At 33.9% G+C, this 22,609-nt stretch carries 17 protein-coding genes and 2 tRNA genes; 11 read left to right on the forward strand and 8 right to left on the reverse strand.

The annotated features are described in order from the left end of the window. The first annotated feature begins 204 nt into the window (after nt 1-204). Nucleotides 205-486, forward strand: a complete 282-nt coding sequence (locus tag AC1Q5Z_RS17360; RefSeq protein WP_492446123.1) for a hypothetical protein — start codon at nt 205-207, stop codon at nt 484-486. Nucleotides 487-809: 323 nt separating this feature from the next. Here AC1Q5Z_RS17360 and AC1Q5Z_RS17365 read toward each other — a convergent pair whose 3' ends face one another. Genes AC1Q5Z_RS17365 through tssD form a run of 4 tightly spaced genes read right to left on the reverse strand, consistent with a single transcriptional unit; the run spans nt 810 to nt 5,190 of the window. Continuing rightward, nucleotides 810-1,403 carry a hypothetical protein gene (locus AC1Q5Z_RS17365; protein WP_492446125.1) on the reverse strand — a complete coding sequence of 198 codons (594 nt, stop codon included), beginning with the start codon at nt 1,401-1,403 and terminating at the stop codon, nt 810-812. Between the two features lie 4 nt (nt 1,404-1,407). Beyond that, nucleotides 1,408-2,931, reverse strand: a complete 1,524-nt coding sequence (locus AC1Q5Z_RS17370; protein ID WP_492446127.1) for a hypothetical protein — start codon at nt 2,929-2,931, stop codon at nt 1,408-1,410. Nucleotides 2,932-2,958: 27 nt separating this feature from the next. Then, nucleotides 2,959-4,767: a type VI secretion system Vgr family protein gene (locus AC1Q5Z_RS17375; protein WP_492446128.1), complete on the reverse strand. Its 1,809-nt coding sequence runs from the start codon at nt 4,765-4,767 to the stop codon at nt 2,959-2,961. Between the two features lie 27 nt (nt 4,768-4,794). After that, the gene (gene tssD, locus AC1Q5Z_RS17380) at nt 4,795-5,190 is read right to left on the reverse strand and encodes a type VI secretion system tube protein TssD (protein WP_492446130.1); all 396 of its coding nucleotides are present in this window, start codon (nt 5,188-5,190) and stop codon (nt 4,795-4,797) included. A gap of 334 nt (nt 5,191-5,524) precedes the next feature. On the opposite strand from tssD, the gene AC1Q5Z_RS17385 reads away from it, so the two are divergent. The 10 genes from AC1Q5Z_RS17385 (at nt 5,525) to AC1Q5Z_RS17430 (ending at nt 17,944) form a co-directional block, all read left to right on the forward strand. Continuing rightward, nucleotides 5,525-5,959, forward strand: a complete 435-nt coding sequence (locus AC1Q5Z_RS17385) for a hypothetical protein (protein ID WP_492446132.1) — start codon at nt 5,525-5,527, stop codon at nt 5,957-5,959. A gap of 154 nt (nt 5,960-6,113) precedes the next feature. After that, complete coding sequence (locus tag AC1Q5Z_RS17390) at nt 6,114-11,180, forward strand: DUF4132 domain-containing protein (RefSeq protein ID WP_492446133.1); 5,067 nt, start codon at nt 6,114-6,116, stop codon at nt 11,178-11,180. A gap of 910 nt (nt 11,181-12,090) precedes the next feature. Then, nucleotides 12,091-12,164: transfer RNA gene (locus tag AC1Q5Z_RS17395), tRNA-Arg, on the forward strand. Nucleotides 12,165-12,184: 20 nt separating this feature from the next. After that, a tRNA-Asp gene (locus tag AC1Q5Z_RS17400) sits at nt 12,185-12,257 on the forward strand. A 431-nt stretch (nt 12,258-12,688) separates the two neighbouring features. Next, nucleotides 12,689-13,258, forward strand: coding sequence for a hypothetical protein (locus tag AC1Q5Z_RS17405; RefSeq protein WP_343585620.1), 570 nt, complete (start codon nt 12,689-12,691; stop codon nt 13,256-13,258). A gap of 29 nt (nt 13,259-13,287) precedes the next feature. Then, entirely contained in the window at nt 13,288-14,073 is a 786-nt protein-coding gene (locus tag AC1Q5Z_RS17410) for a hypothetical protein (RefSeq protein ID WP_343585622.1), read from the forward strand. 740 nt (nt 14,074-14,813) lie between these two features. Next, the gene (locus AC1Q5Z_RS17415) at nt 14,814-15,911 is read left to right on the forward strand and encodes a slipin family protein (RefSeq protein WP_492446136.1); all 1,098 of its coding nucleotides are present in this window, start codon (nt 14,814-14,816) and stop codon (nt 15,909-15,911) included. Between the two features lie 323 nt (nt 15,912-16,234). Next, nucleotides 16,235-16,738: a hypothetical protein gene (locus tag AC1Q5Z_RS17420; RefSeq protein WP_343585628.1), complete on the forward strand. Its 504-nt coding sequence runs from the start codon at nt 16,235-16,237 to the stop codon at nt 16,736-16,738. Nucleotides 16,739-16,811: 73 nt separating this feature from the next. Then, entirely contained in the window at nt 16,812-17,378 is a 567-nt protein-coding gene (locus AC1Q5Z_RS17425) for a metallophosphoesterase (protein WP_343585631.1), read from the forward strand. Nucleotides 17,379-17,398: 20 nt separating this feature from the next. Continuing rightward, nucleotides 17,399-17,944 (forward strand): 3'-5' exonuclease, encoded by a 546-nt coding sequence (locus AC1Q5Z_RS17430; protein WP_343585633.1) that lies wholly within the window; start codon nt 17,399-17,401, stop codon nt 17,942-17,944. A gap of 109 nt (nt 17,945-18,053) precedes the next feature. On the opposite strand, the gene AC1Q5Z_RS17435 is transcribed toward AC1Q5Z_RS17430, so the two are convergent. From AC1Q5Z_RS17435 to AC1Q5Z_RS17450, 4 genes are all read right to left on the reverse strand, one after another. Continuing rightward, nucleotides 18,054-18,968 (reverse strand): phytanoyl-CoA dioxygenase family protein, encoded by a 915-nt coding sequence (locus tag AC1Q5Z_RS17435; RefSeq protein ID WP_492446138.1) that lies wholly within the window; start codon nt 18,966-18,968, stop codon nt 18,054-18,056. A 137-nt stretch (nt 18,969-19,105) separates the two neighbouring features. Next, nucleotides 19,106-19,960: a hypothetical protein gene (locus AC1Q5Z_RS17440; RefSeq protein WP_492446140.1), complete on the reverse strand. Its 855-nt coding sequence runs from the start codon at nt 19,958-19,960 to the stop codon at nt 19,106-19,108. A gap of 120 nt (nt 19,961-20,080) precedes the next feature. Beyond that, the gene (locus AC1Q5Z_RS17445) at nt 20,081-21,859 is read right to left on the reverse strand and encodes an AMP-dependent synthetase/ligase (RefSeq protein ID WP_492446141.1); all 1,779 of its coding nucleotides are present in this window, start codon (nt 21,857-21,859) and stop codon (nt 20,081-20,083) included. 176 nt (nt 21,860-22,035) lie between these two features. Continuing rightward, on the reverse strand, nt 22,036-22,467 hold the full coding sequence (locus AC1Q5Z_RS17450; RefSeq protein WP_198856453.1) for a hypothetical protein: 432 nt from the start codon (nt 22,465-22,467) through the stop codon (nt 22,036-22,038). Between the last annotated feature and the right edge of the window lie 142 nt (nt 22,468-22,609).

Here is a 22,609-nt window from a genome sequence, read left to right on the forward strand (position 1 = left end):
CTTTTTCTTTCTTTTTAAAATAAAATCATATCTTTGCAGAGCAAAAACATTACACCAAGGAGAAATCCTTAAAAAATTATTTTTAAGTTTAATATAAGCGAACCCACGTTACGTTGAGGGTGCTAGTGATAGCCCTAATCTCATTCCTTGGAATGTTTTTGCACAACCGATCGTGGGTTTCGTGTGTTTAATATTTTCAGAACTATGCAAAAAGAAAATCAAAAACCAACACATCGTGATGTAGTGCCATCCGTAATTAATTTCCTTTCAGACGAATTGTTTGATGGAGATTACAAAGAACAGCCCATGTATTTGCAGGAAATCTTCGAGCTATTAATGCATACAGAGTTTGGCGACGATATCAATTTAAGGCAAAAAATACTGAGCTGTTTAAGAACCAGCCGTAATCTGGCAGAAGCCTTATCGCCATTTTCAGAGAAACAGATTTATAAGGCTTGTAGTAACAATCGTAAATTATCTCAATAAAAACTCAAATCCCGACAATGTCTATTTGTCGGGATATTTTTTTTAGTATAAGTCTTTTTTGAAAACCAGACAGCGCGGATTTGCAATCCGTGCCCGCAACAGTTTGGTTTGTACTTTGTTTTAATGATCTTTATTGTGTCAAACTGTTGTGGGCACGGATTGCAAATCCGCGCTATCGGGACCCTCCAAATAGGACTAACCAATTTTGAAGACAATTATTATTGGCTCAATGAATTGGCGGAGATTTTGAATCCTTATTTGAGCGAGGAGTAAGGTTTATAAAATGGAAAAACCTCGACTTTTTGGGATCGAGGTTTTTTATTTTACCAAGTAATTTTTTTTACTACATAAAAATTCTCTTTCGTACCTCTAACGGCTTTAAAATGAATAGAATCAGGAATTTTTTCAAAGTTGTTAATGAGTGTTTTGTTTTCATTTCTAAATTTATCGTATGTCACTAATTTTATTGTGTCTCCAAATTTCAAATTATCCAAAGATCTATTTTGGTTGTATTTTCTTAATAATTTTAAAGCGTCAACTTTCGATATTAGATGATTTCGTTCTTTTATGATTATATCAATTGGTATATCAATTAATGATTTATCTGAATCTAACTGATAGATAACTTTTCTTTTATTTTGCTTTTTATATACTTGATAATCAAAAGACCCATCTCTTAATGTTCTATTATCAATTCGATAAAGCCAAACTACATAATCCACAGAAGAATCCATTGTTATCTGAAATTCAGTAGGAAGTGATAAGACTACACTATCTTTAATATGGGGATTTTTTAAACTTGGTAAAATAGTAACTATTTCTTTAGTATCTAATTGCTTAACTTCAATCGGACCTTTTTTTTCCAAGCAAGATGTTAGTAATGTGGTTACTAAAATAAGGATATAAATATGTTTCATTTTGCTAATTTATAAAGATACAATCTACATAAGTTTTATAATCATCAATAGTATGATCTTTTATTGAATAATGAAGGAGAGTATACTCAAAAAGAGATTTGTCATAATTATTTTTGATTAATTGATTTTCATATAAGTCATTTAATTTTTGTATTGTTTTTATTTCTCCTTTTAATAGTTTGTCCAATATTTGTTGATTAATAAGAGTGTATTGATAGTTTCCATATTTTTCTTTTTTAAACCATTTTGCATCTGCTAATTCATAAATACCATTAAGCCCTCTATCCTTTGCTTCTTCAACAGCATCTGAAACCATTCCATTCCAAACTTGTTCAATAGGTTTGCTTATGCTTGGATAAACAATAGCATTTAAAAAATCTAAAGGAGCAAACATGGTTGTAATAGTTTCCATTTTTTTTTCATCCATTGCAAAACGTAATAGATCTAAGGCTTGTAAGACATAATCTAGTTTTTCTACATTTTTTAAAACAGCATTACGAACCCCAACCTGTTTAAAATAATTCAATTGGCTTATTCCTTTAGTTGTTATAAGTTTTCCTTCTTTTCTATAACCAAAATTCGCAGCTTGTGTAATTTCGTAAAGTTTACCGCTGTTATCAAATACGGGTTTAGTGTAAAGTCTTCTGCTAAATTCTATTTTACCCAAGTTGTTGGCTAAAAATCCTTTTTTGAGTTTTTTTACTGCAATAGAATACCTTAGTTTGTCACTGTATTTTACCATCTTCTCGCGAACATCTGCAATGGCATTATCTTTAATGTCATCTAAAATAGTATCCATTATTTTTTCTAATTCTTTCGATGGTTCTACAGTAGCAACAATTCCAGCAGAGAAAACAATAAGTTCTCCATCTGCAGTTCGTATTTCAGGAAAGCCATAACCTTCATAGGCAGGTTTTATAAACAAAGCGGTTTCAGAAGCGTAAACACTCAATAAATTATTATTTGAAATCCAATCCTGATTACGATATTTCCAAGTCCAATAAAAATCTAGACAGCCATCTTTAAAATAGCCTTTGTCTGATAAAAGGTCACTATTCCACTTTGGGTTCAAAAATAACTCAATGGTCATAATGCGTTTTCCGTTTACTTCTCTTACAATAGCATTTCTATATACTTTTTTACCATCGAGTTTATCATCATCGGGAACTAGCCAATCCAGAAACATTCCGGTATCTTTATCCCATAGCTGAAACGTAATAATTGTACCGATAGGAATATCATTGCTCACAGTCAATTGAAAATAAACGGTTTTACCTAAAGAAGATTTAGGCCCTCTGTTGTCCTGTTCCAAATTTCTCATTCCTTCATAATCTGATGTCCAGCAGCCTGAAAAAGCAATTTCAGGATCTTCTCTAACTGGTCTCGGTTCTGGATCGCCATAAGTATATTCAGGTGCATTATACTCTATGCGTCCGTTTGAGTTTATTTCTATTTCGTTGGCAAATTCTTTTGTAGTTCCTCTTACTATGTAAGTTGCATTCCCGCCAACACGTCTGGTTTTGGTCATTTCTTGAATTTATTATATTCTGTCAGTTTAATTTTGTCTTGTATCTTCCGAACTATTGTTTTTTATAGTTTTATCGGAATTGAATTCATGTCCATTTTCACTTTGATGAATGTTTTTTCCTGAAACTGTATAAATTTTATCTTTTTTGATATCTGAATTTAGATCACCTTCAATATTCTCATCATGATTTCCACCAACATAAAACATACTATTTCCTATAACATTTGTATGCAGCACTCCACCAACAATAGTGGTTTTATCTAAAGTTGCATTTTCAGAAATATTTGTTCCCGCTGTAAATGTGATACTTTCCGTAGCTTCAAAAACAATATTTTTAGCGCGGATCGTTACAGTTTCAGGAGAAGTAACATTTATATTTTTGCCCTCCTCATCCAAATGAATTTCATTACTGCTTGAGTCAGAAAGCCAAATGCCCACTTTTTCAATAAACTTAAAAAGCATTCCAAAAGGGAGTTTCCATCCTTTAATTCGGTTTTCGGCATCAAAGAAATCGGGCATTTCTTTTCCGTTGTAATAAGTTCCAGAAATGTAAGGGCGTTCTGCATTGCTGCCTTCAAAACTTACATGGACTTCTTCGCCTATTTCAGGTCTAAAATATAAACCTTTGTTTGAGCCAGAATAAGGCTGAAGTACACGCATCCAGTCACTTTTAGAATTCCATGCACCCCAGAAGTACTGTACTTTTATGCGCCCTAATTTTTCAGGATCATTATTGTCAATAACTACGGCTGGCTGGCTCTCGCTGGAGGCAAAAACATTTACATCTGTATAATGCGGAGCAGCGACATCGGCAGGAATGGCTCTAAACTGACAGGTGTAATTTCCGTTTACTTCAGAGCAGTGTTTGACTTCGACCGCCACTAGATCGTGCTTTATGTTTTTGTTTTCAATGCTAAACATCTGTCCAAGACCAATAGGCAGATAAGATGTACCGCTGTAAAATACGCTGTTGGCATCTCGGGCAGAAGTCTGCAGTTTTACCATCAGGTCAATTTCTTCACTGTTTTGCGCATTGTTGGTGTAGGCGCTGTTATTTAAACCATGCTGGACAATGTTTGCCTGTTTGTAGCCCACCATAGAGGCAAATCGGTCTTGGCTTCCTTCAACCGTTTTTGCCGATGCATTTTTTATATTCTCGGCATTGAGGTAATTATAGCCGCTGAACGCAGTTTTGTGCGAAACCAAATAGGCTTCGATCCTGAAATTATGAAGCGAAGATTCGTTTATGAGCGTTACGTTGCTGTTTTTAAGCTTTCCAAACTGCATACGCATTCCGTCAAAATAAAACCATTGTCCGTATCGTGTGGCAAGGCGTTTAAGGAAATCAAAATTGGTTTCGTTATACTGCGTCTTAAATTTGAATTCTTTGATATAGGTAGGAACGATAGATTCTCGCTGATAAAATTCTCCTGATCCTTCTTCTGAAAAAACTTCAAGCCCAATCTGCTGCAGATTCTGTTCGTGAAAGATTCTGGATTTTTTCATCTCGTCAATAGAGATCGTGTGGCTCGTTCCTGTTACATGCAAGCCCACAGGACTTCCGTGAAGATCAATAGAGTCCAGTCTTGTAATTTTACCTTTAGACATCAATCTGACACCGTTTACTTTGAAAGTAAAAATGACTTCGCGTCCTATATAAATGCTAAAAGCTTCTTCTTGATCTTGTGGCTCAATAATGGGCTTTCCAGTGTATTGCCATAAGAAAGAAAAATAATGGTGGTCTGCCATTTTTTGGGTTAGCTGCAGATTGTAATAAATAACATTTTGTGTAAATCCGCTGATGGAGATATGCACATATTCTGAAAATGCTGACATAATTGCTATGTGGGTTAGTTTAAAGATTTAGTCTAATGAGATCCATTGGTTGGCAAATTTGGCACTGCCAAAAACGAGTTCTTTAGCGGTCAGTTCCATGGTAATCATCATTGGCATTTTGTTTGTGCTTGAAAACTGCTCCTCATAGCCAATACAGTAGGCTTTATTAAATTGCAGATCTTTCATTTTGCTTAAGGCATCTCTTCTATAGAAAACAATCTTTCCGTTTTTTGTAGAATCACCACTCAGCATCCAAGACAAGAAATTGGTGCTCTGATTGGCTTCAATGCTTATTTTTATAATTCCGCCTTTGGCATTGCCAGTTGGTTTGCTGGCAGCATCAATTTCTTGCTTAAACTTTAGATTAAAATCCAATACATTAAATTCTTCTCCGTCGATTTGTAGTTTTGCTAAAAAGCTCATGGTTTTATTTTTTGTAGATTAATATGCAGTCTGTCTGCTATTCCAGATTCTTTGGCAAGAATGTGCTGGAGCAGCTTTTTTTTTCTGAAAATGTTGTTGAATTACTGCTCAGAATGCTGGCAGTTAAAGTTGTGGTATAATTATAAATTTATACAAGAAGGAAAAGAAAAAGAAGCCTTAGAAGACATAAAAATGACAGAATAAGGTTTTCTTGAATTTGAAGTATCCAATAGCGCTTTTAATCCTAGATTTTTTAACAATTAAAAGACATTATTTTAAGTGAAACCTGCTTTAAAATTCTTACTTTACAGCATTATTATAAATGCCACAAAAGATGAATATAAACATCTCAGTTAAACAATTAGGAAAAAAACATCCGCTCCTTCAGGAAAAAAGTATCGCTCTGGATATTGAAAATCCTGCTATTACTACCCAAAAACTCATAGAATCGATTGTTGATCATCAGGTTCAATTGTTCCGTTCTTCATCCTTTGAGTTTGAAGACGAAGACAAAATCCATCTTCCAAAAGAAAATTATTTACCCATTCTTACCGATACCGGAAAAGTAGGTTTTGGCGCGCTGTACAATCACAACCAAGTAGATTTGGCCAAAGCGCAAGAAAATGCCATTGTAGCTTTTGAAGATGGTTTGTACGCTGTTTTCTACGGCGACGATCAGCTAGAAACGCTAACCGAACAAATCGATTTATCTCAAAATAAAAACCTCACTTTTATCAGGCTGACTTTCTTGGCGGGAAGCTATTGGTAATTGTTAGATGTGAGATGTTAGATGTGAAACGTAAAACGTAAAATGTGAGAATTAAGATGTTGGTTGTGAGCTGTTAAATGTGAAAGTTAGATTTAGGCTTTTTCAAAAAACATCTCACAGTTTACATTTTACTTTTCACAAAAAAATAAAAATTATGACAATTGAAGATTTATTAAAAAGTAAAGTAATCGAAAATCCAATTAAGAGATTTAAAAAAGAATTGGAAGAAATTGCAAACAGTAATCTGGTTACGAAATTATTTTCTAAAGCAAAACTCAAAAAAGAAGTGGCGGAGTTTGGTCTAGAACTCGTTAAACTTCAGGACAATTATTATAGTAATTATATTTCTCTTGGTTCTGCAGAAGCCGAAAAGTTTGCGACTTTGGTAAAAGAGGATATGTGGGAAGATCAAAATTACTACGAGCTTTTGCTTTACTTTTTTGGCAAAGAAAACGCCGCATTCGTAAAAGAAGCTTGGAACAGATTGCCTCAAAAAATGTATCAGACGGGTTATACGCGAAGAGCATTTAGAGCACCAAATCATAAAAGTTATCTGTTGGTCAATCAGATTAATTTTCTGCGTTCTTTGCTAAACGGACCTTACAAATACAATTACCATGACAGCACCACTTTTTATTATGATTTAAGTATTGAAGATGAAATTCGCTACGATACCGAGATTTCGAATACCATTACTAAATTCATGGTTTGGTCTGCTGCATTAGATTCTGGTAAAGAAGGACTTTTTCAATTATTTGAAGACATTATTTTCAATAAAGATCCACACGGAAAAGTGTCTAGAAATATCATCAAAGCACTTTTAAACAGCGAAAAGCAGCAGAACTGGGAGTTGGTAGAAAAACTGCTTTTGGCGGCTCAGCGTCAGGAAGGTTTGCGCCAAACGATTCTGGAAGCTTTAGACGAAACAAGTATCGGCGCTTTGCAGTACATGATCAAAGTGCTTATTGATAATAAACTGACTCGTTTTTCATCGGTTGTAAGAGCGATTGATACTTGGACAGGTTTGGGTTGGGATTCTGAAAAAGAAACTACGGTTCGTAATATTATCGAGTTGGCTTCGGGTTATTTTACCAAACCAGAAACGATTGCGACAGGCGTAAAAAGCAAAAATAATAACGAAGTTTATATGGCGCTTTGGGTTCAAGGTGTTTTGGATGTCGAGAAAACGGTTCCGTATCTGCATGAATTATTAGAAAAAGGTTCGGTCGAAAAGAAATCGCTGGCATTAAAATTTGCGGGAGAAACCAACGATCCTTATATCGAAATGCCTCTCTATTTTAAAGCGTTAGAAGATGAAAATCTGCAGGTTTTGGCATTTGCAGTTCCGAGAATGAATGCTTTGTTGGAGGCTAATACAAAATCGAAATTCTATATTGAAAATACAGATTATCCGAACTTCTTTGATAAAGTTTACAATCTAGCGCAAAGCATTACAGAAAAAGAAAAAACTTTTGAAGGAAAGGTGTTTTCGTGGTTAAATGTAAAATTCGAAAGAGATACGCTTTATGCCGCAGCGATTAATTTGGTTGGCGATAACAACGAAAGATTAGATGCGGTTTTACAACATTTTGAAGGCTTCTCGATCAACTTAAGAGAGAAACTGACGAGAAATTTATTGGGAAGTTTTTACAGCTATTCTTACTATAGCAATCAAAACAATCCAACCAAAACAGAACCAACTGAATTTCAAAGAAATTTTGCGTTGAGAATTTTAAAAGATCGAGGAGAATCTCTTGTGGCTTCGGCAGTTAATGTTTTGAAAGATTTGAGTTTAACAGAAGATGAATTAATTATTTTTCAGGAATTATTTAAACGTAAAAATTCTAATTTAAAGAAAAATCTAACGTCGATTCTAATCAAACAAGAAGATCAGAAAGTAGTCAATTTTGTTAATCAGACTATAGAAAAAGGCGATTTAGAACAGCGTATGTCTATGCTAGACGTAATGCTTCAGCTTCAGAAAAACAATAAACTGACGGATAAGGTTAACGATTGGGTAAAAGATTATCTGCAAAGGCCAAAAATTACCGAGAAAGAAGCCAAATTTATTGAGCAGTTAGAACCTTCAAAAAAACAAGATCTCTTAAGCGCAGAAAACGGTTACGGATTTTTTACGCCAAACGAAATTTCTGCTTATGAACTTCCTAAAGTAGGAGCAGATTCTTTGTATGCAAAAGCGGTAAAAGAACATCAATACGGTTTCTCCAAATCGATGCCGCATATTAAAGATGAAATTGCGAAGCTTTATAAATTGTTTGAAGAAAACAGAAATTACGAATACGAAATTGAAAACTACGATAATAGCAAATCGACTGTTCTGCTTGGAAATTCTTTTAGACCATTAAAAAATCTAAAAGACGAAAAGAATTCAGAATTGGCAGCAAACAATTATCCGTTGTATGAAGTTTGGGAAGAATGGTTTGAAAAATCAGGGTTAATAAGACGAGATTTGTTTTTGCTGACATTTGTAAGCAATTGCGACCGTAAGATTTGGCGTGATTTCCTCGAAAAACATGTTTTTTATTATAAAGAATTATTGCCTCATCCAAACAAAAGAGGTTACGATTGGGACAATGCGATTCTGAATATTTTGAATGCGTTGCAAGTAAAATATGTTTTTGAAGAAAAAGCCGATTTCTTAATCGACGCTTGTGCGACTTTGTATGCAGATCTTCCAGAATCTGTAAAAGAGTTTGAATATGTGCCTGGGAAAAATGAATATTATTACAATAACAACAACGGAAACGGCTGGCAAAATCAGAACTTTTTTGATGTTTATCTAAACAGAATCGACTTAGGAAATGTAACTACAGAACAAGAAATTAAGATATGGAATCTATACAGATGGAGACAATTGAACGGACTAGAAAGAAATATTTCGTACTGCAAACCTTTTGTTCAGTTATATAGTGCTGCATTTGAACAAAAGTTAATTACCGAAGGTGAATTGTACGAAGGTATTTTGGATCCGGAAAGAATTTCATTTTTAACGGGCGGAAGCAGAAATTACAGAAATCAAGGAAGCGAATACTTACTGGCTAGATTTCCATTCCTAGTTTCGATGGTAGATAAAATCCGTGAAACATTTTTGGATGTTGAGGTCAAAAGAGGCGATTCTAATACTTCGGTAACGCATTTGGTACAAAGTTTCCAGAAGATTTTTGGAGCAAACCGCTTAGTCGAATTGATTACAGCGCTTGGAAAAGCAAGTTTGTACAAAGGTTATATTTACTCATGGAGCTACACCGATTTAACGAAACAGAAATTATTTAGTTTCTTGTTGAAAAGATGTTATCCGCTAGAAACTGATACGCAGGAAAGTTTTAATGCTTTAATTAAAAAAGCCAAAATTTCTGAAGAAAGACTGATTCAGACTGCTATTTATGCGCCTCAATGGCAAAAGTTTATCAGCAGTTATTTGGATTGGAATGGTCTGGATGAAGGAATCTGGTGGTTTCATGCGCATACTAAAACGGCTTCTTATAGTGCAACCAATTCAGAATTAGAAAGTGAAGCAGCGAGATTTTCGACTTTAGATTTGCAAGATTTTAAAGATGGTGCTGTAGATAAAGATTGGTTTACATCGGCTTACAAGAAATTAGGAAAAGCAAAATGGGAACTTTTATACGAATCTGCCAAATATGTAACAGACGGAAATGGTCACAGGCGTGCCAGATTGTACGCTGATACGATTACAGGAGATTTGAAAATTAGAGAAGTTACGGCCAAAGTAAAAGACAAACGCGATCAGGATTATTTAAGAGTTTATGGATTGGTTCCGTTAAGTAAAACAAGTCCAGAAAAAGATATTTTGGCGCGTTACGAATATTTACAGCAGTTTAAAAAAGAAAGCAAAGAATTCGGTTCGATGAAACAGGCGAGCGAAGCTTTGGCTATTCGTGTGGCTTTAGAAAACTTAGCGAGAAATGCGGGTTATCCAGATCCAGTTCGTTTGACATGGGCAATGGAAACGAAACAAGTTCAAAATATCCTGTCAAAAGAAACTGAAGTTAAGTTAGATGATGTAACGATAAGCTTGGTCATCAACAAAGAAGGAAAAGCCGATTTGGTTACTTTGAAAGGCGATAAGGAATTAAAATCGATTCCGCCGAAATACAAAAAAGATAAAGGCATTTTGGAATTGACCAATTACCGAAAAACCATGCGTGAGCAATGGACTCGTTCAAGAAAAGGTTTGGAAGAAAGTATGATTCGCGGCGACGAGTTTTTATTCGCAGAAATGCAAAACCTTTTCGAACATCCAATTATTTCAAAACATCTAGAGAAATTAGTTTTTATTTCTAATGACAATCAGATTGGTTTTTATGTCGATGGAAGTTTAGTTACCGGTTTAGGAGAAATGATTTCGTTAAACGAAAAGCAGACTTTTAGAATCGCACACTGTTTCGATTTGCATAAAAATAACGTTTGGGTAGATTACCAGAAATATTGTTTTGATAATAAATTGCAACAGCCGTTTAAACAGATTTTTAGAGAATTGTATGTTCCAACACCAGATGAATTGAAAGAGAAATCGGTTTCAAGACGTTATGCAGGGCATCAAGTTCAGCCGAACCAAACTTTGGCTTTATTGAAAACAAGAGGTTGGAAAGTAGATTACGAAGAAGGATTGCAGAAGGTTTTCCATAAAGAAGGTTATCAGGTCAAAATGTATGCGATGGCAGATTGGTTCTCTCCAGCAGATGTAGAAAGTCCGACTTTAGAAACTATCGAATTCCATTCTTTAAAAGATTATAAAAACATTGCTTTTGAAGATATTAATCCGAGGATTTTCTCAGAAGTAATGCGTGATATTGATTTGGTGGTAAGCGTTGCCCACGTTGGTGGCGTTGATCCGGAAGCGAGTCATTCTTCTATCGAGATGAGAGCAGTATTGTTAAGAGAAACATTGCGTTTATTCAAAATCAAGAATGTTGAAATTACAGGAAATCATGCCATCATCAAAGGACAATTGGCAGAGTATAGCGTTCATTTAGGAAGTGCGGTTGTACATCAGATGCCAGGTAAATATTTATCGATATTGCCAATTCATTCGCAACACAGAGGACGTTTATTCCTTCCATTTGCAGATGATGATCCTAAATCGGCTGAGGTTATGTCTAAAGTTTTATTGTTTGCGAAAGATAATGAAATTCAGGATCCGACTATTTTAAGTCAGATTGATAAGACGTATGCTTAATAGTTAAGTTTTGGAAATAATAATTTTAACATTTTTATTGTAAAATGTTAAATTAAGAAATAAAATATTACATTTGTTCCCATAATTTAAAAACAGAAAAAATACAGATGAGACTTTCAATTGCAAAATATTTTGACCACTTAGCAGGATCACTTCCGGCTAAAGTATCAGGATGCAATATGTATTTTTATGAAATTGAAATGTAAAATTTAGAGTCAAACTCATCATAAAATAAAAAAGCGTCCTCAAAGTAGGGCGCTTTTTTTGTTTTAAAGCAACTTTGACTTCGTTTAAAAAGCACTTTGACTTCGCTCAGTGTGACAAAAAAGATGTTTAGAATGATAGAAAAACAAACCATAATTAAAAAAACTAAAAAAATAATTGACCAAAATGTTTAATGATTAATCAAAATAGAGAAATATAGTATTGGAAAGTAATCTGATGAGTAACAGTCATTTGATACAAAATAGAGATCTGCATCAGTTTGCGGACAGGAATTTCTTTGTTTTAATTTAAGGCGTAACTAATTGATAGTCAGGAAAATAATCTTAAAAAATATTTGGAAATATGATTTTTTCGACTTTATCTTTGCCAAACAAAATTGAAACACAGCATTTCAAATAATAACAAGAATTTTAAAATATAATACAGCATATAAAATGGCTTTACAAAATAAAATATCATACGGATTACCACTAAACTCAAGATTCGATCTTGGACGTTTCGCAATGCAGGTGCATCAATATAGGCAATAGGATAGTTATATCACGTTGAATTTTGTAAAGCACCTTTGATCGGGTGCTTTTTTTATGCCCATAGTTTTGCCACGAAGGCACAAAGTCGCAAAGATTTAATAAGCGTAAAAAAACCTTAGTGCCTTAGCGCCTTCGTGGCAAAATAAAAAATAAATGATTTTGTAGCTCAGTTGGATAGAGCGTCTGCCTTCTAAGCAGATGGTCGAAGGTTCGAATCCTTCCAAAATCACTTGTTCTCTAGAAGGAACTGGCTCATTGGGGTTACTGGCTAACCTTCCCGACTGTCTCTCGGGAGAAACGGGTTCGACTCCCGTATGAGCCGCTTATTTTAAAGGCACTGAGGTGCTAAGGCACTAAGATTCTGAGTTTTTTAGTGATAGAGTTGCAAAGGTACAAAGCGGTAGAGGTTGAAAACTTAGTCCCTTAGCATCTCAGTACCTTAGAACCTTTAAAAAAAATCCGGGAAGATAACGGAGGTTGTTTACCCGCTTTGGATGCGGGAGGTCGCAGGTTCTCCCGATAGCTATCGGGACTGCTTCCCAGACAAATGAAATGGTTTTTAAAGTTGTTGAGATTCGGATTTAAAAGTTAAAAAAACTTAGTCTCTTAGCATCTCAGAACCTTAGCAACTTTAAAAAAACGCAGGAATGGTGAAATGGTAAACACGGCTGATTTAGGATCAGTTTCCTGAGAGTTCGCCCCGATAGCTATCGGGACTCTTCCTGTACAAAATGAAAAATTAAAAAATATACGATGAAAAAGATAAGCACATTATTCGCCAAAGACCCTAATGATTTAGGAAGGGTAGTAGATAAAATTAATATTGAAAACAAATGGGTTTTTGATGGAGAAGCCATTGCAACTAGAAAATTTGATGGTACATCGGCAGCGATTATAGGCGGTGAAATATTTAAAAGGTTTGATGCTAAAAAGGGAAGAGCAATCCCGATGGGTGCAATTCCTTGTCAGGAAGCCGATCCAAAATCAGGTCATCATCCACACTGGTTAAAATGCGACCGTTCAAAATCGGAGGACAAACATTTTTTTGAAGGTTTTGATGGATTAGAAAGCAAAGTTGACGGAACCTACGAATTATGCGGACCAAAAGTTCAAGGAAACCCTGAAAATTTTGAGAAACATACATTGGTAAAACACGGAAGTGAAGTACTTGATTTTGTAAGTCTTGATTTTAAGGATTTAGAAATATTCTTATCAGAGAATGACATTGAAGGTATTGTTTTCCATCACATTTCAGATGAAAGAATGTGCAAATTAAGGAAATCAGATTTTGGTATTAAACGATTAAAACTAGAATCTGTGTAAAAAGTAAATAACGCTAAAAAGTAAAAAAAATGAAAGAATTATTCAACCGAATAGCCCTTGTTGGAATTGAACAAGAAGAGTATGATGTTATAAAAGCCAATTTTTCAGGACACATTATTTGGCATCAGTCTATTCCTAAAATCGTAGTAAAAGATGAGGTGCTTTATATGGAAAAAGCCAATGGAGTTGGAATGCTTCCGGTTGATAAAGTGGTTTATTACGGAATTTACGATAATGATTTCGATTTTATTACTGGTTTAGCAATTTGGCGAGGAGACTGTTATCCGAATGCGGCAGCAATGTTGGATTGCCGATTTAAGATTCCGTGTCTGGTAAAAGCATTATCTCTTTCAAAATTTAGTGCACCTCGTGGTTTTATAAGCGCAGGGGCTTCTGTAAATATTGCCAATGATACGGTTGCCAAATGGGGTAATTGGCATTGCGGCGAGAATAAACATCGTTTTACAGGAGAATGGGAAAGCCAATTTACGGCTACAATTGAACCCTATTATGAAGGAGAAGCCGTTCGTATCATGATGATTGGAGATGTATATTGGCAGATTAAATTAGAAGGAGACGATTGGTTAAAATCTATTCATCCTGACAATGCAGGTTTTATGCCTGTTGATGAAGATTTGCTAGCAGATACAATTCATATAAAAAAAACTCTGCAAATGGATATGATTGGAAATGATTATATCGTTGCAAAAGATGGTTCTAAATATTTGTTAGAAGTAAATCACATTCCGAACATAACTCGATTTGATGAAGTAAGAGAAACTTATTTGTCGACAGTTATAGAATGGATTAATTAAAAAAAACATCCTGCGCAGAATAATTGCGCAGGATCATTTGAATCTTTGTTTAAGAAGAAAAAACGTTCTTTAAAAAATGAAATGATATCAAAGGAAACTTTGATTAAAAATATCAAACAAGCCTTGTTGGGTGTTTCTGTATAGCACTATTGTAGCAGACTTTTCGCGAAAGCGTATTATGTTTTTCTATGCAGCTTGGTTTGGAGGTTTTGATGGTTTTCCAAAAAATTATCGCACAAGGGATCTGAGGGTTGTGGGTTCGAATCCCATTCACAGTAATGTGGTAGCTCAATTTGGATAGAGCATTGGATGTGTTATGCAGGTTCGAATCCTGCACCGAACGCGTTTCGGTTGGACGAATCCGGTAAGTCGACGGGTCTCAAAAACCTGTAACAGTAGAGACCATCACTCTTAAAAAGATGACCATTAGAAAAAACTGATTTGTCTTTGTCAGTGAAATTAGGATTTTACAATCTGATGTTTCACACTCTGATAAAGCCAGTGCAAATAGAAATGTGTTTTGAAAAGTTTGTTTTCTTTTTGATTTGATTGTTAAGAGAATTTGGGGATTCTCTCAATAAAATAGAATCAGAAATAATTCAGACAGACAAAGAACAAACTATTCGTCCGTTTTTCTTAGAGGAGAAAGGCAAAGAGGTTTTTTTATTTAGCAAGAAGAAAGATAATAGAGGTTATAGATTTCAAAACTTGAAACATTAAACCTGAAACAAAATATAATTATGATAAAAAGAATTAAAATCGAAACGTACCAAGTAGGCTTGGTGTTCGAAAATAGAAAATTGGAAAAAATCTTAGAAGAAGGATTACACTGGATTTTTGGAAATAAAAACATTATGATTTATGATCTAAATGGATCTTTTCAGGCTCCTTTTGAGTTGGATATTTTATTGCAAAATGAAGTGTTAGTATCTCTTTTGGAAGTTGTTGAGGTTGCCGATAACGAAATTGTATTACAATTCGTAAAAGGAAATTTCAAAGAAGTTTTAACGCCAGGAAAATATGCTTTTTGGAAAGGAGTTGTAAAAAATGAATTCATTAAAGCAGATTTGTCTAAGATTGAAATTACAGAAAATATTCCAGTAAACTTATTGGAAAATGTTAAGATGAGATACTTCACAAGAAAATTCATTGTAGCAAGTAACGACAAGGCTTTGTTATTTGTGAATGGAACTTTTGTGAAAGAATTGAAATCTGGAACACATTATTTCTGGAATAACGCCATTACAATCGAAGTAAAAACTGTCGATACAAGACAGCAGCAATTGGAGATTTCCGGCCAAGAATTGTTGACTAAAGATAAAGCAGGATTGAGAATTAACTTTTTTGTGAGATACCAAGTAGTTGATATCATGAAAGCTTTGACTGAAAATAAAGATTTTGAAAAACAATTGTATGTAGCAATGCAATTGGCTTTAAGAGCTTTTGTTGGAAGCTTGACTTTAGATGAATTGTTAACTAAAAAAGATGCTATTGCCGAAGCTATTTTAGAAGAAGCAAAAACTAAAATCGAAGATTTAGGTTTGAAAATTTCTGATGCTGGAATAAGAGATGTAATTCTTCCAGGAGATATGAAAGAAATCATGAATCAGGTTTTGGTTGCGGAGAAAAAAGCGCAAGCCAACAGCATTATGAGAAGAGAAGAAACTGCTGCAACAAGAAGTTTGCTTAACACAGCAAAGCTGATGGAAGAAAACGAAATGTTGTGGAAGTTGAAAGAGATGGAATACGTTGAAAAAATCGCAGATAAAATTGGTGAAATCACTATTTCTGGCGGCGGAAACGTAATTGGTCAATTAAAAGAAATCTTCGTAAAGTAAAAGAACCATTAGCAGTAAATGTTGATTGTTTAAGTTTAATAATAAAAATTTAAGGATGAATCAAGAAATAGGATTTGGGTCGGCCCATAAAGGTCAGACAGATACAGTGGAGTTTAGTGAATCTTCGTTTGCCTCGATTATCGAAGCAGATTTAGAATGCATTAGCCTATGGAATGAAAAGGTAAATTTTCGGAAAACCATATATATCATTTAGAGATATTTCTCTAGTAAAGCAAGCGTGCTTTTGAACTTTTGTGATATTGGATTTCCCAGAAAAGCCTTCAATTTCCTGAGATTCCCAAGAATTGCAAAAGAAAAATACCATGCAAAACAATACACTAGAAAAATATAAAAAAGCAATTAGAAATAAATACGAGACAGAAAAAGGCGGTCAATACTTTGATTATTTGTACAAGCCTTCTCGTGGTAAACTTCGTGATTTGTGCTGGCTTATTTTCGAGAATAACCCAACTCAAGATGATTTGAATGTTTTCAAGAATCTACTGGGCTTAGATTTCGATCATACCAAAAAGAACAAGTTTAAGGAAAAGAAAGACAAATTCCGTCCTATAGAAACGTTCTTAAAAGGAGAGACAGATCCATCAAATATTGATGCTATAAACATGGCAGCTATTTTGGTTGATTTTGAGCCACGTCCTTTCAAAAAGTTTTATGAAACTTCTAAAAAAGAAGAAACAAAACCAGTAAAAAAGCTTGAGAAAGCTAAAGCTGTTTTTGAAAAAAAGAACTCTGAAAAAAGAGAAAAACCTGAAAAAAAGTCTAAGAAAAGAAGTTTCTTTCTAGATTTTAAAAGCATGTTTTTCTGATAAAAACAGAGAAAATACAACAGAAACCATCAATATAAAATTGGTGGTTTCAAATTAAAAATTTAAAAAATTAATGAATCAAAAAATATTTTTTACGTCTGATCATCATTTTGGTCACACGAATATAATTAGGTTTAGTGAACGGCCTTTTGCCTCGATAGAAGAGATGGATCAGGAACTCATTAAACGTTGGAATGAAAAGGTGAGTCCGCGAGACATTGTCTATCACTTAGGAGATATTTCGCTGGCAAGACCAGAACGAACAAAAGAAATTTTAGACCAATTAAATGGTTCTATTTTTCTTGTAAAAGGCAATCACGATAAATCGGCATTGAGTTATGCAAAACGATTTGAATGGATTAAAGATTATTATGAATTAAGTATTGAAGATGCAGATGCACCAAACGGAAGGCAGAAAATAATCTTGTTTCACTACGCAATGAAAGTATGGAGAAGTTCTTTTAGAGGAACATGGCATTTATACGGTCACTCGCATGGTCATTTGTTTGATGATGAAACTTCTCGATCGTTTGATGTTGGTGTTGACTGCCACAATTATGAACCTCTTTCTTATGATGAGGTAAAAGCCGTTATTTTAAAGAAAGATTGGAAAGCTCCTTTTGGAGACAGGGAATTGTAAAATTTTTAAAAATTAAAAAAATGAAAACTACAGATAAAATTATTATTATCGATTTAGAAGCCACATGTTGGCAAGGTGCTGTCCCGAGTGGGCAGCAAAATGAAATTATTGAAATTGGTTTAGCTGTATTGGATACAAAAACAGGAGCAATTTCGAAGAATAAAGGAATATTAGTAAAGCCACAACGTTCAACCGTTAGTTTGTTTTGTACGGAATTAACCACCATTACTCAGGATTTGCTTGATAAGAACGGAGTTAGTTTCGAAGATGCCATTAATGAGCTTATTGACGAGTATAATCCTGATTTGTATACTTGGGCAAGTTATGGTCAATACGATTTAAATATGCTGAAAAAACAATGTAAATCGTTTGGTGTTTCCTATCCAATGGGAGAGGAGCATATCAATGTAAAAGAGCATTTTGCCGAAAAGTTTGGCTTGGTTAAACCAACAGGAATGAATGGTGCGCTTGCATTGCTGAATATTCCATTAGAAGGAACACATCACCGCGGAATTGACGATGCCAAAAACATCGCAAAGATTTTGAATTGGTGCCTTAAAAATTAGAATTTAATTTGTTAATCGCAGTTATTAAAAAGAATAGCTGATAACTGTAGAAAACTGTAAATCGTTGTATTTGCAGTTTTTCGCATTTTCTACAATTGCTATAAATAAATTAAATCCATTCTCCTGTAGCATTGTAATCATCTTGAAGATAAGTAAGATATTGCACCATTCTTGGATTTTCTCCTTTGTTGGGTGTTGCGCAATGCGGCAGTGCATTATGCCAGATTATAAAATCACCTGCATCTCCTGTAATTGGTTTTGGCTGTAAAGTTTTTAAAGCTTTTTCTCTAGCATTTTCATTCGGTGCAAGTTGATCGAGCCATTCATTAATCTGGTTATGAAAACCAGGAACACAATGAAAAGCGCCATCATTTTCTCCGCATTCGGTTAAATAAAGTAAACCTTGAAGGCCATACTTAAGCGGTTTTTTTAAACTCATATCCCAGTGCAACGGACTTCCAAGAAAAGTAAAATGATCTGTTTCCGGAGGATTAAAACTTACTTTATCAATAGTTTTGTAAATTTTATTGGTTGTGTAAAGCTGTTCGTAAGCTTTTTTTATTCTTGGCGAAAAACGGTTACGATTTAAAGTTTCGTGATCCGAAAAATTAAGCATCAATCCTTTTTGTTTTTCATGACGTTTGTACCAGCTTTCTTTTTGATTTGGATCCATTTTTAAATAATCCCAAATTGCATTTTGTGTGGCTTGGCAATCTTCTTTAGAAATGGCATTTTTAACTACTATATAACCGTTCTCATTCCAAAATTGAAGATCTTCTTCAGACAATACATTTTCTATTAAATCCTCTATTTCTGAGGCAGCATTTCGTTTTCTGTTATTAATCCATGTCTTGAAAGTTTCAAAATCTGGTTTTTCAGAATATAAAAAGAATAAAGTATCTTCCATGGCAATACCTAATTGGTACAATGTTTTAATTTCGTTGTCCCAATTGGTAAGATCTGGATTCGTGTTTTCTGGATTTACAGCACGGTTCCATAATTGTTCGAGAATTGTCCAAGGCATACTTTTCAATTTTAGTTGAATGAAAACATAAAAATACGGGAATTATAATTTTGGGGTTAAAGTAAAAATACCCGTTTTTTTTGATACTAAAAAAGGCTATCCTATTGAGATAGCCTTTAGAACAAAATCTTTATCAATTAAATAGCAACTGTATTTTGAGTTGTTTTTGGTGCTTTTACAAATTTTATATAAATGAGAAGTTCAACAAACGGAATCAAAAGAAAAAACAGAAAAAAAATCAATTCGTGTTTTAGAATTCCATAAAAAACAAAGTTCTGTACCGATTGTAATTTTCGCCCCATTTCTGATTGTAAGGAGAGTTCAATCTTTTGAGGTTCAATCTGATCTAGTTTTGCCAAAGTAGCTTTAAAATCGACATAATTAATGTCTTTTACATTTTTCATGTCGGCTTTTTTGTCGACAGCTTTCATAAATCCGTAGACGCAAGCACTGTAAACATCTGATTCGTATTTTTCAAGCAAGTAAGAAGTCGAAGAATTTTTGAAGTTATCTAAAGTGCTTAAACCGCTATTGTTTTGTTTGATATAAGATGCAAATGCTTTAGTAAGCGTTTTACTGGCATCTTCTGAAGAATTTGAAAGCAGTTGCAAAGCATGCAAAAAATCTTTTTTCTCTTTTTCAGATGAAAATGTGGTTCCAAAAGTGTTAGAATAAATCTTAGTGGCAATGTTCTTGTTTTCGCTGCGTAAAATAGAATGCGTTCCGTAGAACAAGCCAATCATTGTCATAAAATAGAGAATGACAATTAGGAAATACGGAATCCAGAGTTTGGCAAACCAGTTGTAATATTTTTTGTCGCGGTAAAAGAAATTTTTTCGATATAAAAACACATTGAAAAGAATGCCTAAAATAATCCCGAGAACAATAAATAAAACAATCCAGAGTATAAACCAACCGATGTTAGGCAGGATAAATTGTTTTGAAAACTCCCAAACTTCTGACCAATTTATATTGTCGATATATTCTTTCATTATTTTGTTTTTAGTAGATTAAAAATAGTTAAAAAATATTCAGACAAAAAAATATTTAAAACTAAAAAAGGCCATCTCATTGAGACGGCCTTTTCGCTTTGGTTATATTATTTTGATTTATTAATTGTTTCCGTAGATTTTAGCATAAAGGTCTTTGTAAATCTCTTTAATAATTTTTCGTTTCAATTTTAAGGTAGGAGTAAGTTGTCCGCCATCGATTGACCAAACATCTGGAGTTAGCTCAATGCGTTTCACTTGTTCCCAGTGACCAAATTTTTTGTTGATGTTTTCTACTTCTTCATCAATTCGTTTAATAACATCTGGATTTGAAGAAATTTCAGCATCTGTACTTCCTAAAGTAATTTTATGAATTTTAGCCCACTCTTTTACAAATTCAAAGTTGGGTTGAATAAAGGCTGCAGGCATTTTTTCACCTTCACCAATAACCATAATCTGCTCAATAAAGCGAGATTGTTTCATGGCATTTTCAATCATTTGTGGAGCGATATATTTACCTCCAGAAGTTTTGAACATTTCTTTTTTACGATCTGTAATTTTCAAGAAACCTTCACTGTCAATTTCTCCAATATCTCCTGTATGGAAATAACCATCGATAATTGCTTCAGCCGTTTTTTCAGGATCTTTATAATAACCTAACATTACGTTTGGTCCTTTTAATAAAATTTCTCCGTCTTCAGCAATTTTAACTTCAAGGTTACGAATCGGTTTTCCAACAGTTCCAATTTTAAAACCTCTGTTTCTTTGATCGTTAACTGCAATTACGGGTGATGTTTCAGATAGACCGTAACCTTCCATAACTGGAATTTCTGCAGCAGCAAAAACTCTCGTTAAACGTGGTTGCAAAGCAGCACTTCCAGAAACCATTAAATCTAGATTTCCTCCCAAACCTTCTTTCCATTTGCTAAAAATTAGTTTGCGAGCAATTTTTAATTGGAACTCATACCAGAATCCGTTAGCTCCGTATGGTTCGTATTTTAAGCCTAAATCAATAGCCCAGAAAAACAGTTTTTTCTTGATGCCAGTTAATTCGGCTCCTTTAGCATAAATTTTATCGTAAACTTTTTCTAAAAGTCTTGGTACAGCTGTAATGACAGTTGGACGAACTTCTTTTAAGTTGTCACTAATTTTATCGATCGATTCTCCAAAATAAACTGAAACACCATAATATTGATAGATGTACAAAATCATTCTTTCAAAAATATGGCAAATAGGCAAGAAGCTTAATGCAGTGCTTTTTCCTGGATCAAACGGAATTCTTGGCGCACTGTCCAAAACATTTGATACAATATTTTTGTGCGAAAGCATAACTCCTTTTGGTCTTCCTGTTGTTCCAGAAGTGTAGATAATAGTAGCTAAATCATCTGTTTTAATGCTGTCTTTTCTAGCTTCGACTTCGCTTTGATTGCTTTCGTCTTCACCAAGTGCAAGTAAATCTGTCCAGTGTTTGCAACCTGCAATTTCATTAAAGGAATACACCTCTTTTAAAGTTGGCACATTTGCTTTTATGGCATTTACTTTCTGTAATACTTCTTCATCAGAAACAAAACAGTAAATGCTACCGCTATGGTTTAAAATATATTCGTAATCTTCTTCTGCGATAGTTGGATAAATAGGAACATTTTGAGCACCAGTCTGCAAAATACCAATATCCATTATATTCCACTCCGTTCTGTTGTTCGAAGTAATTAATGCGATTTTATCATCTTTCTGAACGTCCATACGCAATAATGCTCTCGAAACAGCATTTGCTTTTGCAATATATTCTTGGCTAGATGTTTTTTCCCAGACTCCATTTTTTTTGGTTGCAAGAGCAACTGGAAGGTTGTAAGTTTCTTGTTGATAATAGGGAAAATCAAAAAGGCGTGTGATTGAAACCATGTTTAATATATTGAATTTTATTGCAAATTAAATAAAATTTGGGTATGATTTTCAGTTTTATAAAATTTAATGGGAAAATTTATAGAGACTATTAAAAATCAACGAAAACGTTTTCTTTTTCGCCGTGAAATTTCCAAAAAATCAAGAAAAATTTAATTTGAAGATGCTTTTAAAAGTTATTGCACGTTATAATCTTCGTAAGTTTTTACTCTTTCGCCCATTAAAAACATTTTCTTTTTGGCAAAATGAATAGAGAATTGAGAGTAATACCATTCTTCACTGTCATTTGGTCTGTACCAAAATGTATAAGTTGCACTGTTGAATCCTTCTTTAAAAACAGGAACACCTTCTTCTGTGCATTCTATTCCCCAGTTTATTTTTTGTTTGCTTAAATCTTCGGCCTGAATAAAACCTGTTCCGTCTGGATTTAAAACTGTAATAGGCTCTTTTTGGTTCAAAGGTGCAAAAGTTCCTGGAACTGGATAACCAATAGTTGTGGTAATGTAACGTTCTTTAGAATTATGGATGATCTGATCAACGTGTACTTGTGAATACGATTGAAAGGCAGTAAAAAATAGTGTGACCACTAATAAATGTAAAAATTTCATTCTATGTAGGATTAAGTGTTTTCGGGCTTAAAAAAATCTGTCTAGCTGATTTCTTTTGGCGAATATAATTCAATTTTTCAATAGAATAATAGCTTAAAAATACAAGAATGAAATTTTTCTTTTTTTATGATTCTATGTCAGT

It is taken from the genome of Flavobacterium sp. GW823-FHT06G12, from assembly GCF_058794775.1.

Coding starts and splice junctions, on each gene's coding strand:
- AC1Q5Z_RS17360 (WP_492446123.1), top strand. CDS start 205: ATGCAAAAAGAAAATCAAAAACCAACACATCGTGATGTAGTGCCATCC.
- AC1Q5Z_RS17365 (WP_492446125.1), bottom strand. CDS start 1,403: ATGAAACATATTTATATCCTTATTTTAGTAACCACATTACTAACATCT.
- AC1Q5Z_RS17370 (WP_492446127.1), bottom strand. CDS start 2,931: ATGACCAAAACCAGACGTGTTGGCGGGAATGCAACTTACATAGTAAGA.
- AC1Q5Z_RS17375 (WP_492446128.1), bottom strand. CDS start 4,767: ATGTCAGCATTTTCAGAATATGTGCATATCTCCATCAGCGGATTTACA.
- tssD (WP_492446130.1), bottom strand. CDS start 5,190: ATGAGCTTTTTAGCAAAACTACAAATCGACGGAGAAGAATTTAATGTA.
- AC1Q5Z_RS17385 (WP_492446132.1), top strand. CDS start 5,525: ATGAATATAAACATCTCAGTTAAACAATTAGGAAAAAAACATCCGCTC.
- AC1Q5Z_RS17390 (WP_492446133.1), top strand. CDS start 6,114: ATGACAATTGAAGATTTATTAAAAAGTAAAGTAATCGAAAATCCAATT.
- AC1Q5Z_RS17405 (WP_343585620.1), top strand. CDS start 12,689: ATGAAAAAGATAAGCACATTATTCGCCAAAGACCCTAATGATTTAGGA.
- AC1Q5Z_RS17410 (WP_343585622.1), top strand. CDS start 13,288: ATGAAAGAATTATTCAACCGAATAGCCCTTGTTGGAATTGAACAAGAA.
- AC1Q5Z_RS17415 (WP_492446136.1), top strand. CDS start 14,814: ATGATAAAAAGAATTAAAATCGAAACGTACCAAGTAGGCTTGGTGTTC.
- AC1Q5Z_RS17420 (WP_343585628.1), top strand. CDS start 16,235: ATGCAAAACAATACACTAGAAAAATATAAAAAAGCAATTAGAAATAAA.
- AC1Q5Z_RS17425 (WP_343585631.1), top strand. CDS start 16,812: ATGAATCAAAAAATATTTTTTACGTCTGATCATCATTTTGGTCACACG.
- AC1Q5Z_RS17430 (WP_343585633.1), top strand. CDS start 17,399: ATGAAAACTACAGATAAAATTATTATTATCGATTTAGAAGCCACATGT.
- AC1Q5Z_RS17435 (WP_492446138.1), bottom strand. CDS start 18,968: ATGCCTTGGACAATTCTCGAACAATTATGGAACCGTGCTGTAAATCCA.
- AC1Q5Z_RS17440 (WP_492446140.1), bottom strand. CDS start 19,960: ATGAAAGAATATATCGACAATATAAATTGGTCAGAAGTTTGGGAGTTT.
- AC1Q5Z_RS17445 (WP_492446141.1), bottom strand. CDS start 21,859: ATGGTTTCAATCACACGCCTTTTTGATTTTCCCTATTATCAACAAGAA.
- AC1Q5Z_RS17450 (WP_198856453.1), bottom strand. CDS start 22,467: ATGAAATTTTTACATTTATTAGTGGTCACACTATTTTTTACTGCCTTT.